Raw genomic sequence first — 13,982 nt, 5'->3', positions numbered from 1 at the left:
GGTCCTCGAGGGTCGGCGCGGTGATCAGCCGTTCGGTCCGGCGGTGGGCGGCGGCGGTGGGGTGGCCGGTCGCGGCGGCAGCGGGGGTGGCGCTGCAAACAGGGGAGCGAGCGCCGGGACCCGGCCGGCCGCGGTCCACTGGGTCAACTCCGGCGACCACACCAGTGTCGCTGCGGTGACCGCGCCGGCCGCCACCGACGCCTGGATCTGCGCGACGGTGTACGGTCCGACGGCCTGGCCATTCTGCTCGACATGGAAGCTCGCCGTCGGCAGCGGCGGTGGTGCACTCGGCGCCACGCCCGGCTGCGCCGCCGGGGCGCCCGCGATCGCGTCACCGACCTGCTGTCCGAGTGCCAAACCCATTCCGGCGCCCAGGAAGTCGCTGACGCCGCCGCCGTTCTGTGCGCCGGTCACCAGGGCGTCGCCGAGGCGTCCCTGCTGGAACTTCTGCATGTCGTCGACCTGATCCAGGAAACCCTGCTCCTCGAGGCCACGGGCGACGCCACGCGTGATCGCCGCGGTGATCTCCTCGGGCAGGGAGACGTTGAGGATGACGTCGTCGATGGCGAGGCCGTACTCGTCGTCGACACGTTCGGCCACCAGTTGACGCAACTGGGCGGCGATCTCCCCGACGCGACCCTGCAGGTCGAGGACGCCGACACCGGACTTGATGATGAGGTCGGCGAAGGCCTGGGCGATCACTCGTCGCAACAACTCGCCGACCTCGTCGACGTCGACGTTGCTGTCGGTGCCGATCACCTGACGCAGGAAGATCGCCGGGTCGGCGACCCGCACGACGCACAGGCCGTTGGCGCGGACCGGCACCAACTTGAACTCGGGGTCTCGGATGGTGATGGGATTTGGTGTGCCCCAACGCATCTCGGTGACCGGGCGGGTGTTGATGAAGTAGACCTCGCTGCGGAAAGGGCTGTCGAAGCCGTGCTTCCAGCCCTGCAGCGTCGACAGGATCGGCAGGTTCTCGGTGGTGAGTTCGTAGTGGCCGGGCCCGAATTCGTCGGCGAGCTGGCCGCGGTAGACGAACACTGCCCGCTGGCCCTCGCGAACGATCAGCTGTGCGCCGTTCTTGATCTCGTTCTGATAGCGAGGGAACCGCCAGGCCAGCGTCGTCCGTGAATCATCGAGCCACTCGATGATGTCAACGAGCTCACCCTTGAGTTTGGCGATGACTCCCACTGGGGCCTCCGATGTCGTGTGTGCAACGGTCCGCGTGCAGCCCCCAACTGTAGGGCGATATGCGTGATCTGCAGTATGACGTGTCGGACGTTCGGACGAATGGCAAAGCGGCCGGGAGATGTGACCGCGTGGACGATCAGCGACTGGCCTGGGCGTGTGATTCCACCGCCGCGCGCTCCACCGTCAGCAGACTCTCGGCACTGTGCTCGGCGTGATACGCCGCGCCACCGCCGCGGAGTCCGAACAAGCGTTTGCTCCAGATCAGCCACACCACGGCGGCGATGTTGATCGTCAGCAGTCCGACGCGGAGCACGGTGGTCCGTTCGAGGAGTTCGTAGACCTCGAGTGGGATGAACGCGCCGGTGACGATGACCGCGAAGTACTCACCCCATCGCTTGGCGAACCAGAGTCCGTAAGCCTCGACGAATTGGCTTGCGGCATAGAGTAATACCGCACATCCGATGAGGACGATGGCGGTGGCCGACAGGCTGGTGGCCTTCTCTACCCACTGCACGACCTTGGAATCGTCGATGTTCCAGCCGATCTGGTCGGCCAGCGGGCGGAGCAGGGGCAGTTCCTGATTGAACTTGTCCTGCAATGACTGTTGGCTGTGACGCAGCTCGATGACGAAGATTCCGGCCACCAGCAGAAACAGGCCGCGGATCAGTCGTTCGGCGGCGAGCAGCCGCATGATGATCAGGTCGCGCAACAATGCGCCTCGTGGGACTTCCGGTGCATGGTCGGCCGGACCGTGCCGTCGTGGCTCGCCGACGACGAAGTCGCCGCAGCGCAGGCATCGCCACGCTTCGCCGGCGACGGTGGTCACCTGGAGACGGTCGGCGAGCTCGGCTTCGTCGGGCCGGTACGTCTCGTGTCCACGCAGCCCGCATGACAGTACTTCCCAGTCCATTCGGGCAGGTTACCGCCGGGTTCCGGTGGGCGAGCATGACTGTCATCCGGTGGGCACACCCGCGTCGCCGGATAGGTCGTGAACGCCGAATTTCCAGACGTTCAGAAGTGCCAGACGAAGCGGTACCAATCCCGGTCGATGAAGCCGCCCTTCGTGTAGAGCAGCCACACCTCGTCGACCTCCGCGATCGACTCGAGCCGAACAGTCCCGACCCATCGACCATCCGTCGACGTGCAGGTGGTGGCGACATCGGTGAGTGCGGACGATGACAGCTGGAACCGCGGCACGCGGGTTTGTCCGCAACGTACCGGCACGTGGCCATCGCCGCAGGCTTCACCGACGCCAACCTCGGGAGGTGGCCGCCGACTCGGCGTGAGTACCGCCCGACGCGCGCTGCGGGGTGGGCGGACGGCAGAGCCGAAAGCCCCGGCGAATCGTGGAGTCGGGCGCAGATGATCGAGGCGGGCCTGCTCCAGCCGCGGCTGCAGCACACCGTCGACGACGAGGTAGGGGGGTGGCGCGCACCGACTTTGACCGGGATGGGCTGCTCGTCGGCAAGTTCGACGGAAAGGTCAAGTACCAGAAGCACTTCCGGCCGGGGGAGGAGGCTTCCGACGCCGTGATCCGGGAGAAGCAGCGCGAGGATCGGCTGCGGGCGATGGGGACCATGGTCGTCCGCTGGCTGTGGACCGACCTCGAGAAGGGCACCGTCGTCGGCCTCCTCCGCCGGTGGTTGGTGCGCTTCTCGCTGATGGCGGCGTGACCCCCACACGAACGACGATTTGGGTCTGGCCAGGGAATTCTCTACACTAGACCGGTTGCCTGTGCACCTCGGGTGTCCGGGACGTTCGTCTGCACCCCGGTGCAGAACACAACTGAATAGTCTCCGATGCCGGCGAAAAGCCAAGGGCATCGGCGACGAGACATCACACAACTATCCACTTCGTGGAAGGCCCACCGCAGGTCAGGGGAGTAATCCTCACGGATCGGCGCTGTATGGGAACCGCTACGAGAAAGGTTGACGGTCAACCATGACCATGACTGACCCGATCGCAGACTTCTTGACGCGTCTGCGTAACGCCAACTCGGCGTTCCACGACGAGGTGACCCTGCCCTCGTCGAAACTGAAGGTGAACATCGCTGAGATCCTCAAGCGCGAGGGTTACATCACCGACTACCGCACCGAAGACGCCGAGGTCGGCAAGAACCTCGTCGTCTCCCTCAAGTACGGCCCCTCCCGGGAGCGCAGCATCGCCGGCCTTCGCCGCGTGTCCAAGCCGGGTCTGCGGGTGTACGCCAAGTCCAACAACCTGCCCAAGGTTCTGGGCGGCCTCGGCGTGGCCATCATCTCCACGTCGTCGGGCCTGCTCACCGACCGCCAGGCAGCCAACCAGGGCGTGGGCGGCGAAGTCCTCGCCTACGTCTGGTAAGGGGAGGTAGCAACAATGTCGCGTATCGGTAAGAACCCGATCCAGATCCCCGCGGGCGTCACCGTCGCCATCGACGGACAGACCATCACCGTCAAGGGACCCAAGGGCGAACTCTGCCACAACGTCACCGCGCCGATCGTCGTCGCTCAGGAAGACGGCGCCATCGTGGTGACCCGCCCCAACGACGAGCGTCGTAATCGCGCCCTGCACGGCCTGAACCGTTCGCTGGTGAACAACCTCGTCGAGGGTGTCACCAAGGGCTACACCACCAAGATGGAGATCTTCGGTGTCGGTTACCGCGTCCAGGCCAAGGGCCGGGACCTGGAATTCGCGCTCGGTTACAGCCATCCCGTGCCGATCGAGGCTCCCGAGGGCATCACCTTTGCCGTCGAGTCGCCCACCAAGTTCTCGGTGTCGGGTATCGACAAGCAGCAAGTCGGCCAGATCTCGGCGAACATCCGCCGCCTGCGTCGTCCGGACCCCTACAAGGGCAAGGGCATTCGCTACGAGGGTGAGCAGATCCGTCGCAAGGTCGGAAAGACGGGTAAGTAAGCCATGAGTGATACAGCAACCAAGAATGTTCGCAAGCCGCTCGGCAAGGACGTCTCGACGCGTCGTCGCACCGCGACCAACCGTCGTCACTTCCGCCTGCGCAAGAAGGTCGCCGGCACCGCCGAGCGTCCGCGTCTGGCCGTCAAGCGCAGCAGCCGTCACATCCACGTGCAGCTGATCGACGACCAGGTCGGCAAGACCCTGGCCGCCGCGTCGACCATCGAGGCCGACGTCCGTGCCGCCGGTGGCGACAAGTCCGCGCAGGCCCGCAAGGTCGGCGAACTGATCGCCGCCCGCGCCAAGGCAGCAGGTGTCGAGACCGTCGTGTTCGACCGTGGTGGCAAGGAATACCACGGCCGGATCGCCGCGCTCGCCGACGCCGCCCGTGAGGGAGGCCTGCAGTTCTGATGATGACCATCTACACCAGCAAGACCAATATGACCGGAGGGAACCTCTGATGCCCGGACGTCAGCGTGACGGCGGAAACGGACCCGCCGGAAACGACAACAACAACAACCAAGGTGGCGACCGCAACGATCGCCGGGGCGGCCGCGACCGTCGCGGCGGCAACGACCGCGGTGGCCGCGACCAGGACCGCAACCAGCTCGAGCGGGTCGTCGCCATCAACCGTGTGTCCAAGGTGGTCAAGGGTGGCCGCCGCTTCTCCTTCACCGCTCTCGTGGTGGTCGGAGACGGACAGGGCATGGTCGGCGTCGGCTACGGCAAGGCCAAGGAAGTTCCGGCCGCGATCCAGAAGGGTGTCGAAGAGGCTCGCAAGAACTTCTTCCGCGTCCCGCTGATCGGTGGCACCGTGACCCACCCGGTTCAGGGTGAGGCCGCCGCCGGTGTCGTGATGCTCCGCCCGGCCAGCCCCGGTACCGGTGTGATCGCCGGTGGCGCGGTGCGTGCCGTGCTCGAATGCGCGGGCGTCCACGACGTCCTCGCCAAGAGCCTCGGCTCGGACAACGCGATCAACGTGGTCCACGCCACCGTCGCGGCCCTGAAGATGCTGCAGCGTCCGGAAGAGGTCGCGGCCCGCCGCGGACTCCCGATCGAAGACGTGGCACCGGCCGGTATGCTCCGCGCCCGTGCCGGCCAAGGAGTGTAAGAGATGGCACAGCTGAAGATCACCCAGGTCAAGGGCACCATCGGTACCAAGCAGAACCAGCGTGACAGCCTGCGGACCCTCGGTCTGCGCGGCATCCGCAAGTCGGTCACCCGTGAGGACACCGCCGTCAACCGCGGCCTCATCAACGTGGTCCGGCACCTCGTGACAGTCGAAGAGGTTTAAGCAATGACCATCAAGCTCCATCACCTTCGCCCCGCTCCGGGCGCGAAGACCGACAAGACCCGCGTGGGTCGCGGTGAGGGCTCCAAGGGTAAGACCGCCGGTCGCGGCACCAAGGGCACCAAGGCACGCAAGAACGTGCCCGCCGCATTCGAGGGCGGCCAGATGCCGATCCACATGCGACTGCCGAAGCTCAAGGGCTTCACCAATCGCAACCGGGTCGAGTACCAGGTCGTCAACGTGGGCGACATCGCCCGTCTGTTCCCGCAGGGTGGCACCATCGGCGTCGACGAACTCGTCGCCGCCGGCGCCGTGCGCAAGAACCGGCTCGTCAAGGTCCTCGGCGACGGGGAACTGGGCGTCAAGGTCGACGTGACCGCCGACAAGTTCACTGCATCCGCCAAGGAGAAGATCGCCGCTGCCGGTGGCAGCGTCACCGAACTCTGAGTCGGATTCGCCGGGTCCGCGGAGTGTGTGCAGATTGCCTCGCCACACCCGCGGACCTTGGCGTCGCCGCGGCAGAAAGGCCATCTCAACGCCGACGACCGGCGTTGCGCAGGTGGTTTTCCGCGGCTGTTAGAGTTTGCATCGTTGTGTGTGTGCACACCTCGTGACCGGGCCTCGTGACCGATGCCGTGACCGTTGCTTGCACACATCCCGCAAGATCATCGTCGATTGTCGAGCATGCGCGCCTGAAGGGTCCGGGCGGTGAGCACGTGTGCTCTAGGAGGAATTAGTGCTCTCCCCCCTCATCGCGGCCTTACGGACGCCCGATCTGAGGAAGAAGATCCTCTTCGTCATCGGCATCATCGTCCTGTATCGCCTCGGGGCCACGGTTCCGTCGCCGGGTGTCAACTACGTCGAGGTGCACAAGTGCATCGACACCATCAACAGTGGCGGCGGCAATCAGGTCTACTCGCTGATCAACCTGTTCTCCGGTGGTGCGCTGCTGCAGCTGTCGGTGTTCGCGATCGGCATCATGCCGTACATCACGGCGAGCATCATCGTCCAGCTGCTCACCGTGGTCATCCCGCGGTTCGAGCAACTGCGCAAGGAAGGCCAGTCCGGCCAGGCCAAGATGACGCAGTACACCCGCTACCTCACGGTGGCGTTGGCGTTGCTGCAGTCCACCGGCATCGTGGCGCTGGCCGATCGTGGCAATCTGCTGCCGGCCAGCTGTGGCGACAACATCCTCAACGACAAGAGCATCTTCGGCCTGACCATCATCGTGCTGGTGATGACCGCGGGTGCCTGCCTGGTGATGTGGTTCGGTGAGCTGATCACCGAGCGCGGCATCGGCAACGGCATGTCGCTGCTGATCTTCGCCGGTATCGCCGCCCGCATCCCCGCCGAGGGACGTGCCATCCTCACCAGCCGCGGCGGCCTGGTCTTCGGTCTCGTCGTCGTCGCGGTGTTGGTCATCGTGGCCGGCGTGGTGTTCATCGAGCAGGGACAGCGCCGTATCCCGGTGCAGTACGCCAAGCGCATGGTGGGCCGCAAGATGTACGGCGGTTCGTCGACCTATCTGCCGTTGAAGGTCAACCAGGCCGGCGTCATCCCGGTGATCTTCGCGTCCTCACTGCTGTATCTGCCGCAGCTGATCGTCCAGCTCACCCAGTCCTCCGACGGCACGCAGTCGAGCTGGCAGCGGTGGGTGGCGACGTATCTGGCCGACCCGAGCAATTACGTCTACATCATCGTCTACTTCCTGATGATCATCTTCTTCACATATTTCTATGTGGCGGTGACATTCAATCCGGAAGAGCGTGCCGATGACATGAAGAAGTACGGCGGCTTCATTCCGGGTATTCGTCCGGGACAGCCGACGGCCGACTATCTCGGCTATGTCCTCAGTCGCATCACGCTGCCGGGTTCGATCTACCTGGGTATCATCGCGGTACTGCCAAACCTGTTCCTCGAGATCGGTAACAGCGGTGGTGTTCAGAACCTGCCATTTGGGGGCACGGCCGTCCTGATCATGGTCGGTGTGGGACTGGACACGATGAAGCAGATCAACAGTCAATTGATGCAACGCAAGTACGAAGGATTCCTGAAGTGAGACTTGTCATTCTCGGCCCCCCCGGAGCAGGTAAAGGTACCCAGGCGGAACTGTTGAGCGAAGCGCTCGGCATCCCGCACATCTCCACCGGAGACCTGTTCCGCGCCAACATCTCACAGGGAACCGCGGTCGGTATCGAGGCCAAGCGCTACCTCGACGCCGGTGACCTGGTCCCGTCCGAGATCACCGTCGACATGGTGCGCGCCCGCGTCGGGGAACCCGATGCGTCCAAGGGATTCATCCTGGACGGCTTCCCGCGGTCGACCGAGCAGGCCGATGCACTCAAGGACATCCTGTCCGCACTGGAGACCTCGCTGGACGCGGTGCTGTCCTTCGTCGTCGACGCCGACGTGGTGGTTGAGCGGATGCTGGCGCGTGGTCGTGCCGACGACACCGAAGAGGTCATCCGTAACCGGATGGCGGTGTATCAGAAGGAAACCGCACCGTTGCTCGACTACTACGGTGATCAGGTCAAGACGATCGACGCGGTCGGCGACGTGCAGGACGTGCATCAGCGGGTGCTGAGCGCGCTTGGCGCGGGCGTGTCCTGACGTCATCCTCCAAACGAATCGAAGGAACCGAACCGGGGCCGGTCATGGGATTTCGCAAGCGTAAACGAGTGCCCTTCCGCAGTGCAGGAGAACTCGACGCGATGGCCGCGGCCGGTGCGGTGGTGGGTGCGGCGCTCGTCGCCGTTCGCCACGCCTCGAAGCCGGGTGTGAGCACCCTGGATCTCGACGAGATCGCCGAGACCGTCATCCGGCAGGCCGGCGCGGTCCCGTCCTTCAAGGGTTACCACGGGTTTCCCGGCACCATCTGTTCCTCGGTCAACGATGTTGTGGTGCACGGGATCCCCTCGGCGGATGTGATCCTCGCCGAGGGCGATCTCGTGTCCATCGACTGCGGGGCCGTTCTCGAGGGCTGGCACGGGGATTCGGCGTGGACCTTCGGCGTCGGTGACCTGTCGCAGGCGGATTCGGAACTGTCCGAGGCCACGCGGTTGTCGATGGAGGCGGGGATCGCCGCCATGATCGACGGTGCGCGATTGACCGACATCTCCCACGCCATCGAGACCGGAACCCACGACGCGGAACGAAAGTTCAGTCGGTCCTTCGGCATCGTCGACGGCTACGGCGGGCACGGCATCGGCCGCGAGATGCATCTCGAGCCCTTCCTCGCCAACGAAGGGGAACCCGGCAAAGGCCCACTGCTGGTGATCGGTTCGACCCTCGCGATCGAACCCATGCTGACGTTGGGTACCACCGAGACATCGGTACTCGACGACGACTGGACCGTCGTCACCGACGACGGTTCACGTTCGGCGCACTGGGAACACACCGTCGCGGTGACCGCCGACGGCCCGCGCATTCTGACACAGCGCCCCGAATGAGGTATCGGCCCTCGGCGGCGGTCGGCGCATCCCGGATGTTGATCAGGAACTGGTCCCGCGCAGCGTCGACGATGCGCGTGCGCACATCGTCGACGCTGTCACCGGATGTCGCCTGATCGGTGAGGACGCGCTGGAGTAGAACGGCCGCACCGGGATGGGAGTCGTCGATCACCGACACGAGATCTCGATTCCGTGAACTGCCGACGATCAGTAGTGGGGGAACAGTGAGATCATGTCGAACTGGTTGAGCAGGTTCTGGATGACGTAGAAGATGTCGTTCCAATGATTCATGGGATGAAACTCCTTCGGGTTGTGCGGTTTCGGATGGTGATCGTTGGCGGTATGCGATAGCGGTGGCGGTGTCTCGGTGACTACTCCTTCTTGCTGATCTGCCGCTCCTTTTGGATCTGACGCTCCTGTCGGATCTCATGCAGTGCGCCGGTGGGACACAGGGACATGGCGGTCCGAGCGGCGCGGGGATCGGGATGCTCGTCGACGATGATGGGGTATCCCCACTCGTCGAGGTGGATGGACTCGGGCAGCAGGTGCGCGCAGATTCCCCTGCCCGTGCAGGCAATTCGATCGACGACGAGGGTCGGTGCCGGTCCGGATTCGTCGGTGCCGGCCCGGCCGGTGAGCGAGGTCAACCAGGACATGGGTGTGCTCCTGTCCGTGTCAACTCCCTCTGCGTCAACTCACTCTGCGTCAACTCGCTCGGCGCAGACTCGGGTCGGCGAGGCGCTCCGAACACCTCGAGCGCCGACGCGACGAAATCCGCGACGCCGTCGGGGAATCGGCATGCACCGCGGCCGCGCACCATCGCGACTCGACGGGTCAGGTGTGATGCCGCGCCGGGATCGTCGGCGTTGCGGAGGTCGGCGACGGTGGAGGCGATCGCGGGCAGACCGAACATGCATGGCCCGCACTGCCCGGCGGTTTCGGCCGCGGCGTAGTCGAGTGCGGCCGCCACCTGCGCCCACGGATCGGCATCGGCCTCGATCAGACGGACGGTCGCAGCTCCCATGCGAACGTGATGCGGCGCCAACCCGGCCCGAGACCACGCGGTTCGTGACGCGTCGGCGGCCGGCAGGAATCCGCCGCCGAGTCCGCCGAGCCAGAACGCCTGTGCCGCAACGGTCTGACCGCCGGCGAGCCCGAGGAGATCACCGACCCGCGGGCCGGCCTCCGCCTCGACGACTCCGGGTCTGCCGACACCGTTGGCCACTGTCACCAGTCGGGGTCCGGGCTCGGCCCGCGTACCGAAGGAGCGGAACCAGCGCACTCCACGATCGGCGATCTGGGCTGCACGCCACACGGTTTCGGCATTGAGGACGAGCGTCGGCCGGAGTCGGCGACCGTCGTGACCGCGGGCGCCGGCGGTCACCGGCGACCACCGCATCAGCGGACGGGCCTGCCCGCCATGGGCCAGACTCACCAGCGAGGACTCCTCGGAGGCGACGTAGCGGTGCGGTACCGCGACGGTGTCACACCCGTGCTCGTCGAGGATGGCGAGGGCAGCCGAACCGCGATGTGCCGCAACCCGAATCCGGCCGGCGGTCAGCAGCCGGGCGCCGGTGAGAACCGCGTCGAGGCGGTGAGCGATGACCCATCCGTCCTTGGTCGCGTCGATCTCGCCGTCGCAGGCGTTGATGATGAGATCGGCGCCGTGGCGGTGTGCCAGATCCACTTTGACGCCGGTGGGGAACCCGGCGCCGCCCCGCCCGGTGAGGCCTGCGTCGGTCAGCAGGTCGGCGATGGCGTTCATGTCCAACCTCCGATCGCGATCTCGGCGCGCCGGCGGCGATCGGCGGTGCGACTGAGCAGGCGCCACGCGGTGGCCGCCGCCATGACGAGACCGCAGGCCACGGTGACGATCCGCAACGCCTGCTGATCGTCGGCGGACATCGTCAGTCCGTGCAGGACCGCGCTCGCCGCGAGCAGATACGACAGCCAGTGCACGGCCCGCCAGACCCGATGGGACAGGCGCAGCCGCAGAATCGACGTGACGAGCACGAGGATGAAGATGTCGACGGCGATGGCACCCACACCCACCCACATGCGGTGGTAATCGGAGGTGAACGGCACGACCACCGCGATCCATCCCAGGTCGACGTAGGCGTCGAGGACGGCGGTCGAGATGTGGATGGCGACGAACACGGTGGTGCCCAGGGCGAGGGTGCGATGCAGGCTCACCGCGACCGCGGTGAGGGAGCTCTCGGGTCGGAGGCCGACGGCGGTGGCGGCACCGAGCACGACGACCGCGGTGAGCAACATCAGACTGACGATGCCGCAGGCGCGGGAGGCGAACCATAGCCACGGACTGGTCATGACACACCCACCGCAGGGGTTGTGATGCCGGGCCATCCGGGGGCGGTGGTGATCTGGTGATCGGCGGCGATGAGGCACGCCGGAACCCGGCGGGCGGTCAGCCAGTCCGGGGCGCGGTCATCGAGGATGACCGCGGCGGTCGACGCGGCGTTGGCCTGGACCGCCGTCGGAGCCGCACAGGTCGCCTGGGCCCACCGCGTGTGGGCGGGCATCCCGGTCCGCGGGTCGATGATGTGATGCCGGTGGCGCCCGTGCTGCCGCCACGTCCGCAGCCTCGTCGACGAGGTGGCGAATGCCTGGCCGTCGGAGCGAACGACCTGCACCTGTGCGCCGTCGGGTCCGAGGACGCCCACCGCCCACCCGTCACCGGGGACCAGACCCGACACCGCGGTGTCGCCGCCGAGGTTCAGCAGATACCCACCGGAGCCCGACCGCGCGAGTTCCTCGGCGATGGTGTCGGCCGCCCACGCCTTGGCGATGGCACCGAGATCGAGTGCGGTCCCGGCCGGTAGTGTCACCCGGGCACGCTGTTCGTCGAAGTCGGTGCGCCGCGAGACCGGTTGCCGTGCAGCGTGTTCGGGTACCGGCAGGGAACCGATGTCGGTGCGTGCGCGCACGATGTCGATGTCGTCGTCGTATCCGCAGGCCGCCAGGTCGGCGCCCAGCGACGCGCAGACCAGTCCGTCGGTCAGTCGCTCGGCGTGCACCGCCGCGCGGAGGCATCGGGCGAGCACCTCGCCGACGGGCAGACACACCGAGTCGCCGGGATCGGCGGCGGCACGCTCAGCGCTCACGGTATTGATCTGTGCCAGTTCGGAATCGGCGCGGAATCGGGACGCCGCCCGATCGAGTTCGGCGAGTCGCCGACGCAGCAGGTCGGCGGCATCGTCGAGCTCGTCGGCGAGGGTGCAGAGCACCGTGACGGTGGTGCCGATGGCCGAGAACCCGGCCGTGGAGACGGCTGCGGGGGCGGCCGTGGGCACGGCGGGGGAGTCGTGGTGGGTGTCGATCATGATCAGGCTGTCTGGGTCTGGGGCGGTGCGGCCGTCTCGGGGACCGGCGGCGGCGCCTCCCAGCCGTCGCCGCCACCGCCGGAGGCCGCACCTGAGTCGCCGCCGGGGCTATCCGGCTGCACCGGAGTGGGTTCGGGGACAACCACTTCCGGGGCGGTGTACTCGGTCTGGGCCGGTGCCTGTTCGACGGGGGGCTCGTAGGTATCGGTCGGGGTCACGGCGGTGGGTGCCGCGGCGGTGGGTGTCGCGGCGGTTCTGGGCGTCGCCGAACGCGGTGGCACCGGCGCGCCCGATGTGCGTGCGGCAGATCGTCGGGGTGGCATCGTCGACGACGGTCCGGACGCGGTCGCCACCGTCGTGGAGGCGGCCGACGTCGTGGACTCATTCTCGCCGGCGGACTGGCCGGCGTCGGCGTGGCCCACCGCCAGCTGGCCGGTGAGCCCGGCGGCGGTGAGTGTTGCGGCGGCGAACACTCCGGCGGCCAGGCGCCGGGAGGTGATGATCGCGTTGGCCTGCTTCATGGCGTTGCCGAGAGGAACGTCAGAATCGCCGGTTCGCGGTCGGGATCTCGATGCTGATGGGCATGCGCAGTTCGGCGGCGTACCAGAGGACGAACTGGCGGAGGAATTCGTCGAACAGCCAGTAGGCGTTCTCGGTGATCGGCGCGACACCCAGGATTCCCGAACGGATCTGGAGGAACGGCGGCCAGGCCGTCTCGAGCAGTGGGCTCCACACCGGCTCGCGGGGCACCTGAATCCAATCGGCGAGCTTGGGGCCGAGGATGTAGCGGGTGAAGGCGCCCAGGATCGGCTTCGACAGCAGGCTCAGGTCGAGGTCGTGTCCGAGTTCGAGGAGCTGTTCGGCGAGCACCGTGCCCTCCGGCGTGGGTGCCAGCACCGGGTCGAGGACCTGCTTGGCCTGCGAATTGGCCTCCGCCCAGGACTGCGGCAGGTATTCGTCGCGGATGCCGAGGAAGTGGCCGCAGAGCTGCCAACTGTGCAGGTAGCCCTGGGATTCGTTGCGCGGGATGGGGATTCCCCACTTGACGAGGTTCTGCATGATCGTCGTCGGCAGACTGTGCCAGGTGACCAGCAGGTCCTCCTGGCTGATCGGCACGACGTTGTCGGGCCAGTGCGGCGACTGGGGCAGCAGGTGGCGGACGCCGGCGTGGATCATCCGGGTCTTGATGCAGGTCACGATCATCTGGCCGTCGGGATCGTAGGCGTTGATGGTGCCGATGTCGTAGCCCAGTTTGGCGGTCTTGGCGATTCGGTCCTTGAAGTACACCGGGTGCCCGCCCTTGGAGTAGTACACCGAGCGCGCCTCGTTGGGGATGACGGTGGCCATCATGCCCGCGGCGAAGGCGTACAGCACGGAGATGATGGTGTCCTGCTTCTTGACGAAGGTGAACGAATCCGCCAGTTTGCCCTTGTCGGTCCATGACGGCAGTTTGCGGGCCTCGTGGATGAAGTCCTTGAGGTTGCTCGGCAAGGACGCGGGCATGGGCTGATCGTTGCGGACCCATCCGCGAAGCGCGCGGTTGATGGCGGCGACGTCGTGGTGTTCGATCACGTCGGCGATCACCGCGTCGGCCTCGGGGTCCCAGAGGTGGCGGGGATCGGCGCCGGTTCCGGTACCGGGCACCGAACCGGCGGGTGACCATGACCACGGTTGTGCGCGTGCGGGTTTGGCGCCGAACGCCATCGAACCCGCGACGGCGAGCGCTCCCGCGCCACCGGCCCGTAGTGCATTCCTTCTGTTCATGTCGACGCTCACTGGTCCCCCGATCTCGGTTCGGCATAGAGTTACAGATAGTGT

At 66.5% G+C, this 13,982-nt stretch carries 18 protein-coding genes and 1 pseudogene; 10 read left to right on the top strand and 9 right to left on the bottom strand.

Annotation, left to right across the window (positions count from 1 at the left end):
- Window positions 1-24: 24 nt before the first annotated feature.
- The 3 genes from ACWETB_RS12185 to ACWETB_RS12175 form a co-directional block, all read right to left on the bottom strand.
- Entirely contained in the window at window positions 25-1,194 is a 1,170-nt protein-coding gene (locus ACWETB_RS12185) for an SPFH domain-containing protein (RefSeq protein ID WP_449744170.1), read from the bottom strand.
- A 136-nt stretch (window positions 1,195-1,330) separates the two neighbouring features.
- Window positions 1,331-2,104, bottom strand: a complete 774-nt coding sequence (locus ACWETB_RS12180) for a DUF2127 domain-containing protein (RefSeq protein WP_449744171.1) — start codon at window positions 2,102-2,104, stop codon at window positions 1,331-1,333.
- A gap of 101 nt (window positions 2,105-2,205) precedes the next feature.
- On the bottom strand, window positions 2,206-2,391 hold the full coding sequence (locus ACWETB_RS12175; protein WP_452211367.1) for a hypothetical protein: 186 nt from the start codon (window positions 2,389-2,391) through the stop codon (window positions 2,206-2,208).
- Window positions 2,392-2,461: 70 nt separating this feature from the next.
- Between ACWETB_RS12175 and ACWETB_RS12170 the strand changes: the two are divergent.
- The 10 genes and pseudogenes from ACWETB_RS12170 to map form a co-directional block, all read left to right on the top strand.
- Window positions 2,462-2,867 (top strand): annotated as a pseudogene (locus tag ACWETB_RS12170) (hypothetical protein); the annotation flags it as partial.
- Window positions 2,868-3,135: 268 nt separating this feature from the next.
- Window positions 3,136-3,534: a 30S ribosomal protein S8 gene (gene rpsH / locus ACWETB_RS12165; RefSeq protein WP_348804549.1), complete on the top strand. Its 399-nt coding sequence runs from the start codon at window positions 3,136-3,138 to the stop codon at window positions 3,532-3,534.
- A gap of 15 nt (window positions 3,535-3,549) precedes the next feature.
- Window positions 3,550-4,086 (top strand): 50S ribosomal protein L6, encoded by a 537-nt coding sequence (gene rplF / locus ACWETB_RS12160; protein WP_452211328.1) that lies wholly within the window; start codon window positions 3,550-3,552, stop codon window positions 4,084-4,086.
- A 3-nt stretch (window positions 4,087-4,089) separates the two neighbouring features.
- Complete coding sequence (gene rplR / locus ACWETB_RS12155; RefSeq protein ID WP_449744174.1) at window positions 4,090-4,494, top strand: 50S ribosomal protein L18; 405 nt, start codon at window positions 4,090-4,092, stop codon at window positions 4,492-4,494.
- A gap of 49 nt (window positions 4,495-4,543) precedes the next feature.
- Window positions 4,544-5,194 carry a 30S ribosomal protein S5 gene (gene rpsE / locus ACWETB_RS12150; protein WP_348804546.1) on the top strand — a complete coding sequence of 217 codons (651 nt, stop codon included), beginning with the start codon at window positions 4,544-4,546 and terminating at the stop codon, window positions 5,192-5,194.
- 3 nt (window positions 5,195-5,197) lie between these two features.
- Window positions 5,198-5,377 carry a 50S ribosomal protein L30 gene (gene rpmD / locus ACWETB_RS12145; RefSeq protein ID WP_348804545.1) on the top strand — a complete coding sequence of 60 codons (180 nt, stop codon included), beginning with the start codon at window positions 5,198-5,200 and terminating at the stop codon, window positions 5,375-5,377.
- A gap of 3 nt (window positions 5,378-5,380) precedes the next feature.
- Window positions 5,381-5,821: a 50S ribosomal protein L15 gene (rplO, locus tag ACWETB_RS12140; protein ID WP_348804544.1), complete on the top strand. Its 441-nt coding sequence runs from the start codon at window positions 5,381-5,383 to the stop codon at window positions 5,819-5,821.
- 289 nt (window positions 5,822-6,110) lie between these two features.
- Window positions 6,111-7,433, top strand: coding sequence for a preprotein translocase subunit SecY (secY, locus tag ACWETB_RS12135; protein WP_452211325.1), 1,323 nt, complete (start codon window positions 6,111-6,113; stop codon window positions 7,431-7,433).
- Complete coding sequence (locus tag ACWETB_RS12130; protein ID WP_348809196.1) at window positions 7,430-7,984, top strand: adenylate kinase; 555 nt, start codon at window positions 7,430-7,432, stop codon at window positions 7,982-7,984. Before secY ends, ACWETB_RS12130 begins: the two co-directional genes overlap by 4 nt.
- Window positions 7,985-8,028: 44 nt before the next feature.
- Window positions 8,029-8,823, top strand: coding sequence for a type I methionyl aminopeptidase (gene map, locus ACWETB_RS12125; RefSeq protein WP_452211323.1), 795 nt, complete (start codon window positions 8,029-8,031; stop codon window positions 8,821-8,823).
- A 371-nt stretch (window positions 8,824-9,194) separates the two neighbouring features.
- Here map and ACWETB_RS12120 read toward each other — a convergent pair whose 3' ends face one another.
- The 6 genes from ACWETB_RS12120 to ACWETB_RS12095 are packed head-to-tail and all read right to left on the bottom strand — an operon-like array spanning window position 9,195 to window position 13,928.
- Window positions 9,195-9,479 (bottom strand): ferredoxin, encoded by a 285-nt coding sequence (locus tag ACWETB_RS12120; RefSeq protein ID WP_452211321.1) that lies wholly within the window; start codon window positions 9,477-9,479, stop codon window positions 9,195-9,197.
- Entirely contained in the window at window positions 9,467-10,588 is a 1,122-nt protein-coding gene (locus ACWETB_RS12115) for an NADH-ubiquinone oxidoreductase-F iron-sulfur binding region domain-containing protein (protein ID WP_348804538.1), read from the bottom strand. The genes ACWETB_RS12120 and ACWETB_RS12115 overlap by 13 nt, the downstream gene beginning before the upstream one ends.
- Window positions 10,585-11,151, bottom strand: a complete 567-nt coding sequence (locus tag ACWETB_RS12110) for a ferric reductase-like transmembrane domain-containing protein (protein ID WP_452211319.1) — start codon at window positions 11,149-11,151, stop codon at window positions 10,585-10,587. The genes ACWETB_RS12115 and ACWETB_RS12110 overlap by 4 nt, the downstream gene beginning before the upstream one ends.
- Window positions 11,148-12,164 carry an FAD:protein FMN transferase gene (locus ACWETB_RS12105; RefSeq protein WP_452211317.1) on the bottom strand — a complete coding sequence of 339 codons (1,017 nt, stop codon included), beginning with the start codon at window positions 12,162-12,164 and terminating at the stop codon, window positions 11,148-11,150. Before ACWETB_RS12105 ends, ACWETB_RS12110 begins: the two co-directional genes overlap by 4 nt.
- A 2-nt stretch (window positions 12,165-12,166) precedes the next feature.
- Window positions 12,167-12,685 (bottom strand): hypothetical protein, encoded by a 519-nt coding sequence (locus ACWETB_RS12100; RefSeq protein ID WP_452211315.1) that lies wholly within the window; start codon window positions 12,683-12,685, stop codon window positions 12,167-12,169.
- A 19-nt stretch (window positions 12,686-12,704) separates the two neighbouring features.
- Window positions 12,705-13,928, bottom strand: a complete 1,224-nt coding sequence (locus tag ACWETB_RS12095) for an oxygenase MpaB family protein (RefSeq protein WP_452211313.1) — start codon at window positions 13,926-13,928, stop codon at window positions 12,705-12,707.
- Window positions 13,929-13,982: the final 54 nt, after the last annotated feature.

Source organism: Gordonia sp. NPDC003950, from assembly GCF_053605205.1.
Note: the sequence above shows the minus strand (reverse complement) of the source record. Positions and strands in the feature narration are given on the sequence as shown.

Excerpts from the sequence above, each read along its gene's own strand:
- ACWETB_RS12180 (WP_449744171.1), bottom strand. The coding sequence starts at position 2,104 with ATGGACTGGGAAGTACTGTCATGCGGGCTGCGTGGACACGAGACGTAC.
- rpsH (WP_348804549.1), top strand. The coding sequence starts at position 3,136 with ATGACCATGACTGACCCGATCGCAGACTTCTTGACGCGTCTGCGTAAC.
- rplF (WP_452211328.1), top strand. The coding sequence starts at position 3,550 with ATGTCGCGTATCGGTAAGAACCCGATCCAGATCCCCGCGGGCGTCACC.
- rplR (WP_449744174.1), top strand. The coding sequence starts at position 4,090 with ATGAGTGATACAGCAACCAAGAATGTTCGCAAGCCGCTCGGCAAGGAC.
- rpsE (WP_348804546.1), top strand. The coding sequence starts at position 4,544 with ATGCCCGGACGTCAGCGTGACGGCGGAAACGGACCCGCCGGAAACGAC.
- rpmD (WP_348804545.1), top strand. The coding sequence starts at position 5,198 with ATGGCACAGCTGAAGATCACCCAGGTCAAGGGCACCATCGGTACCAAG.
- rplO (WP_348804544.1), top strand. The coding sequence starts at position 5,381 with ATGACCATCAAGCTCCATCACCTTCGCCCCGCTCCGGGCGCGAAGACC.
- map (WP_452211323.1), top strand. The coding sequence starts at position 8,029 with ATGGGATTTCGCAAGCGTAAACGAGTGCCCTTCCGCAGTGCAGGAGAA.
- ACWETB_RS12120 (WP_452211321.1), bottom strand. The coding sequence starts at position 9,479 with ATGTCCTGGTTGACCTCGCTCACCGGCCGGGCCGGCACCGACGAATCC.
- ACWETB_RS12115 (WP_348804538.1), bottom strand. The coding sequence starts at position 10,588 with ATGAACGCCATCGCCGACCTGCTGACCGACGCAGGCCTCACCGGGCGG.
- ACWETB_RS12110 (WP_452211319.1), bottom strand. The coding sequence starts at position 11,151 with ATGACCAGTCCGTGGCTATGGTTCGCCTCCCGCGCCTGCGGCATCGTC.
- ACWETB_RS12105 (WP_452211317.1), bottom strand. The coding sequence starts at position 12,164 with ATGATCGACACCCACCACGACTCCCCCGCCGTGCCCACGGCCGCCCCC.
- ACWETB_RS12100 (WP_452211315.1), bottom strand. The coding sequence starts at position 12,685 with ATGAAGCAGGCCAACGCGATCATCACCTCCCGGCGCCTGGCCGCCGGA.
- ACWETB_RS12095 (WP_452211313.1), bottom strand. The coding sequence starts at position 13,928 with ATGAACAGAAGGAATGCACTACGGGCCGGTGGCGCGGGAGCGCTCGCC.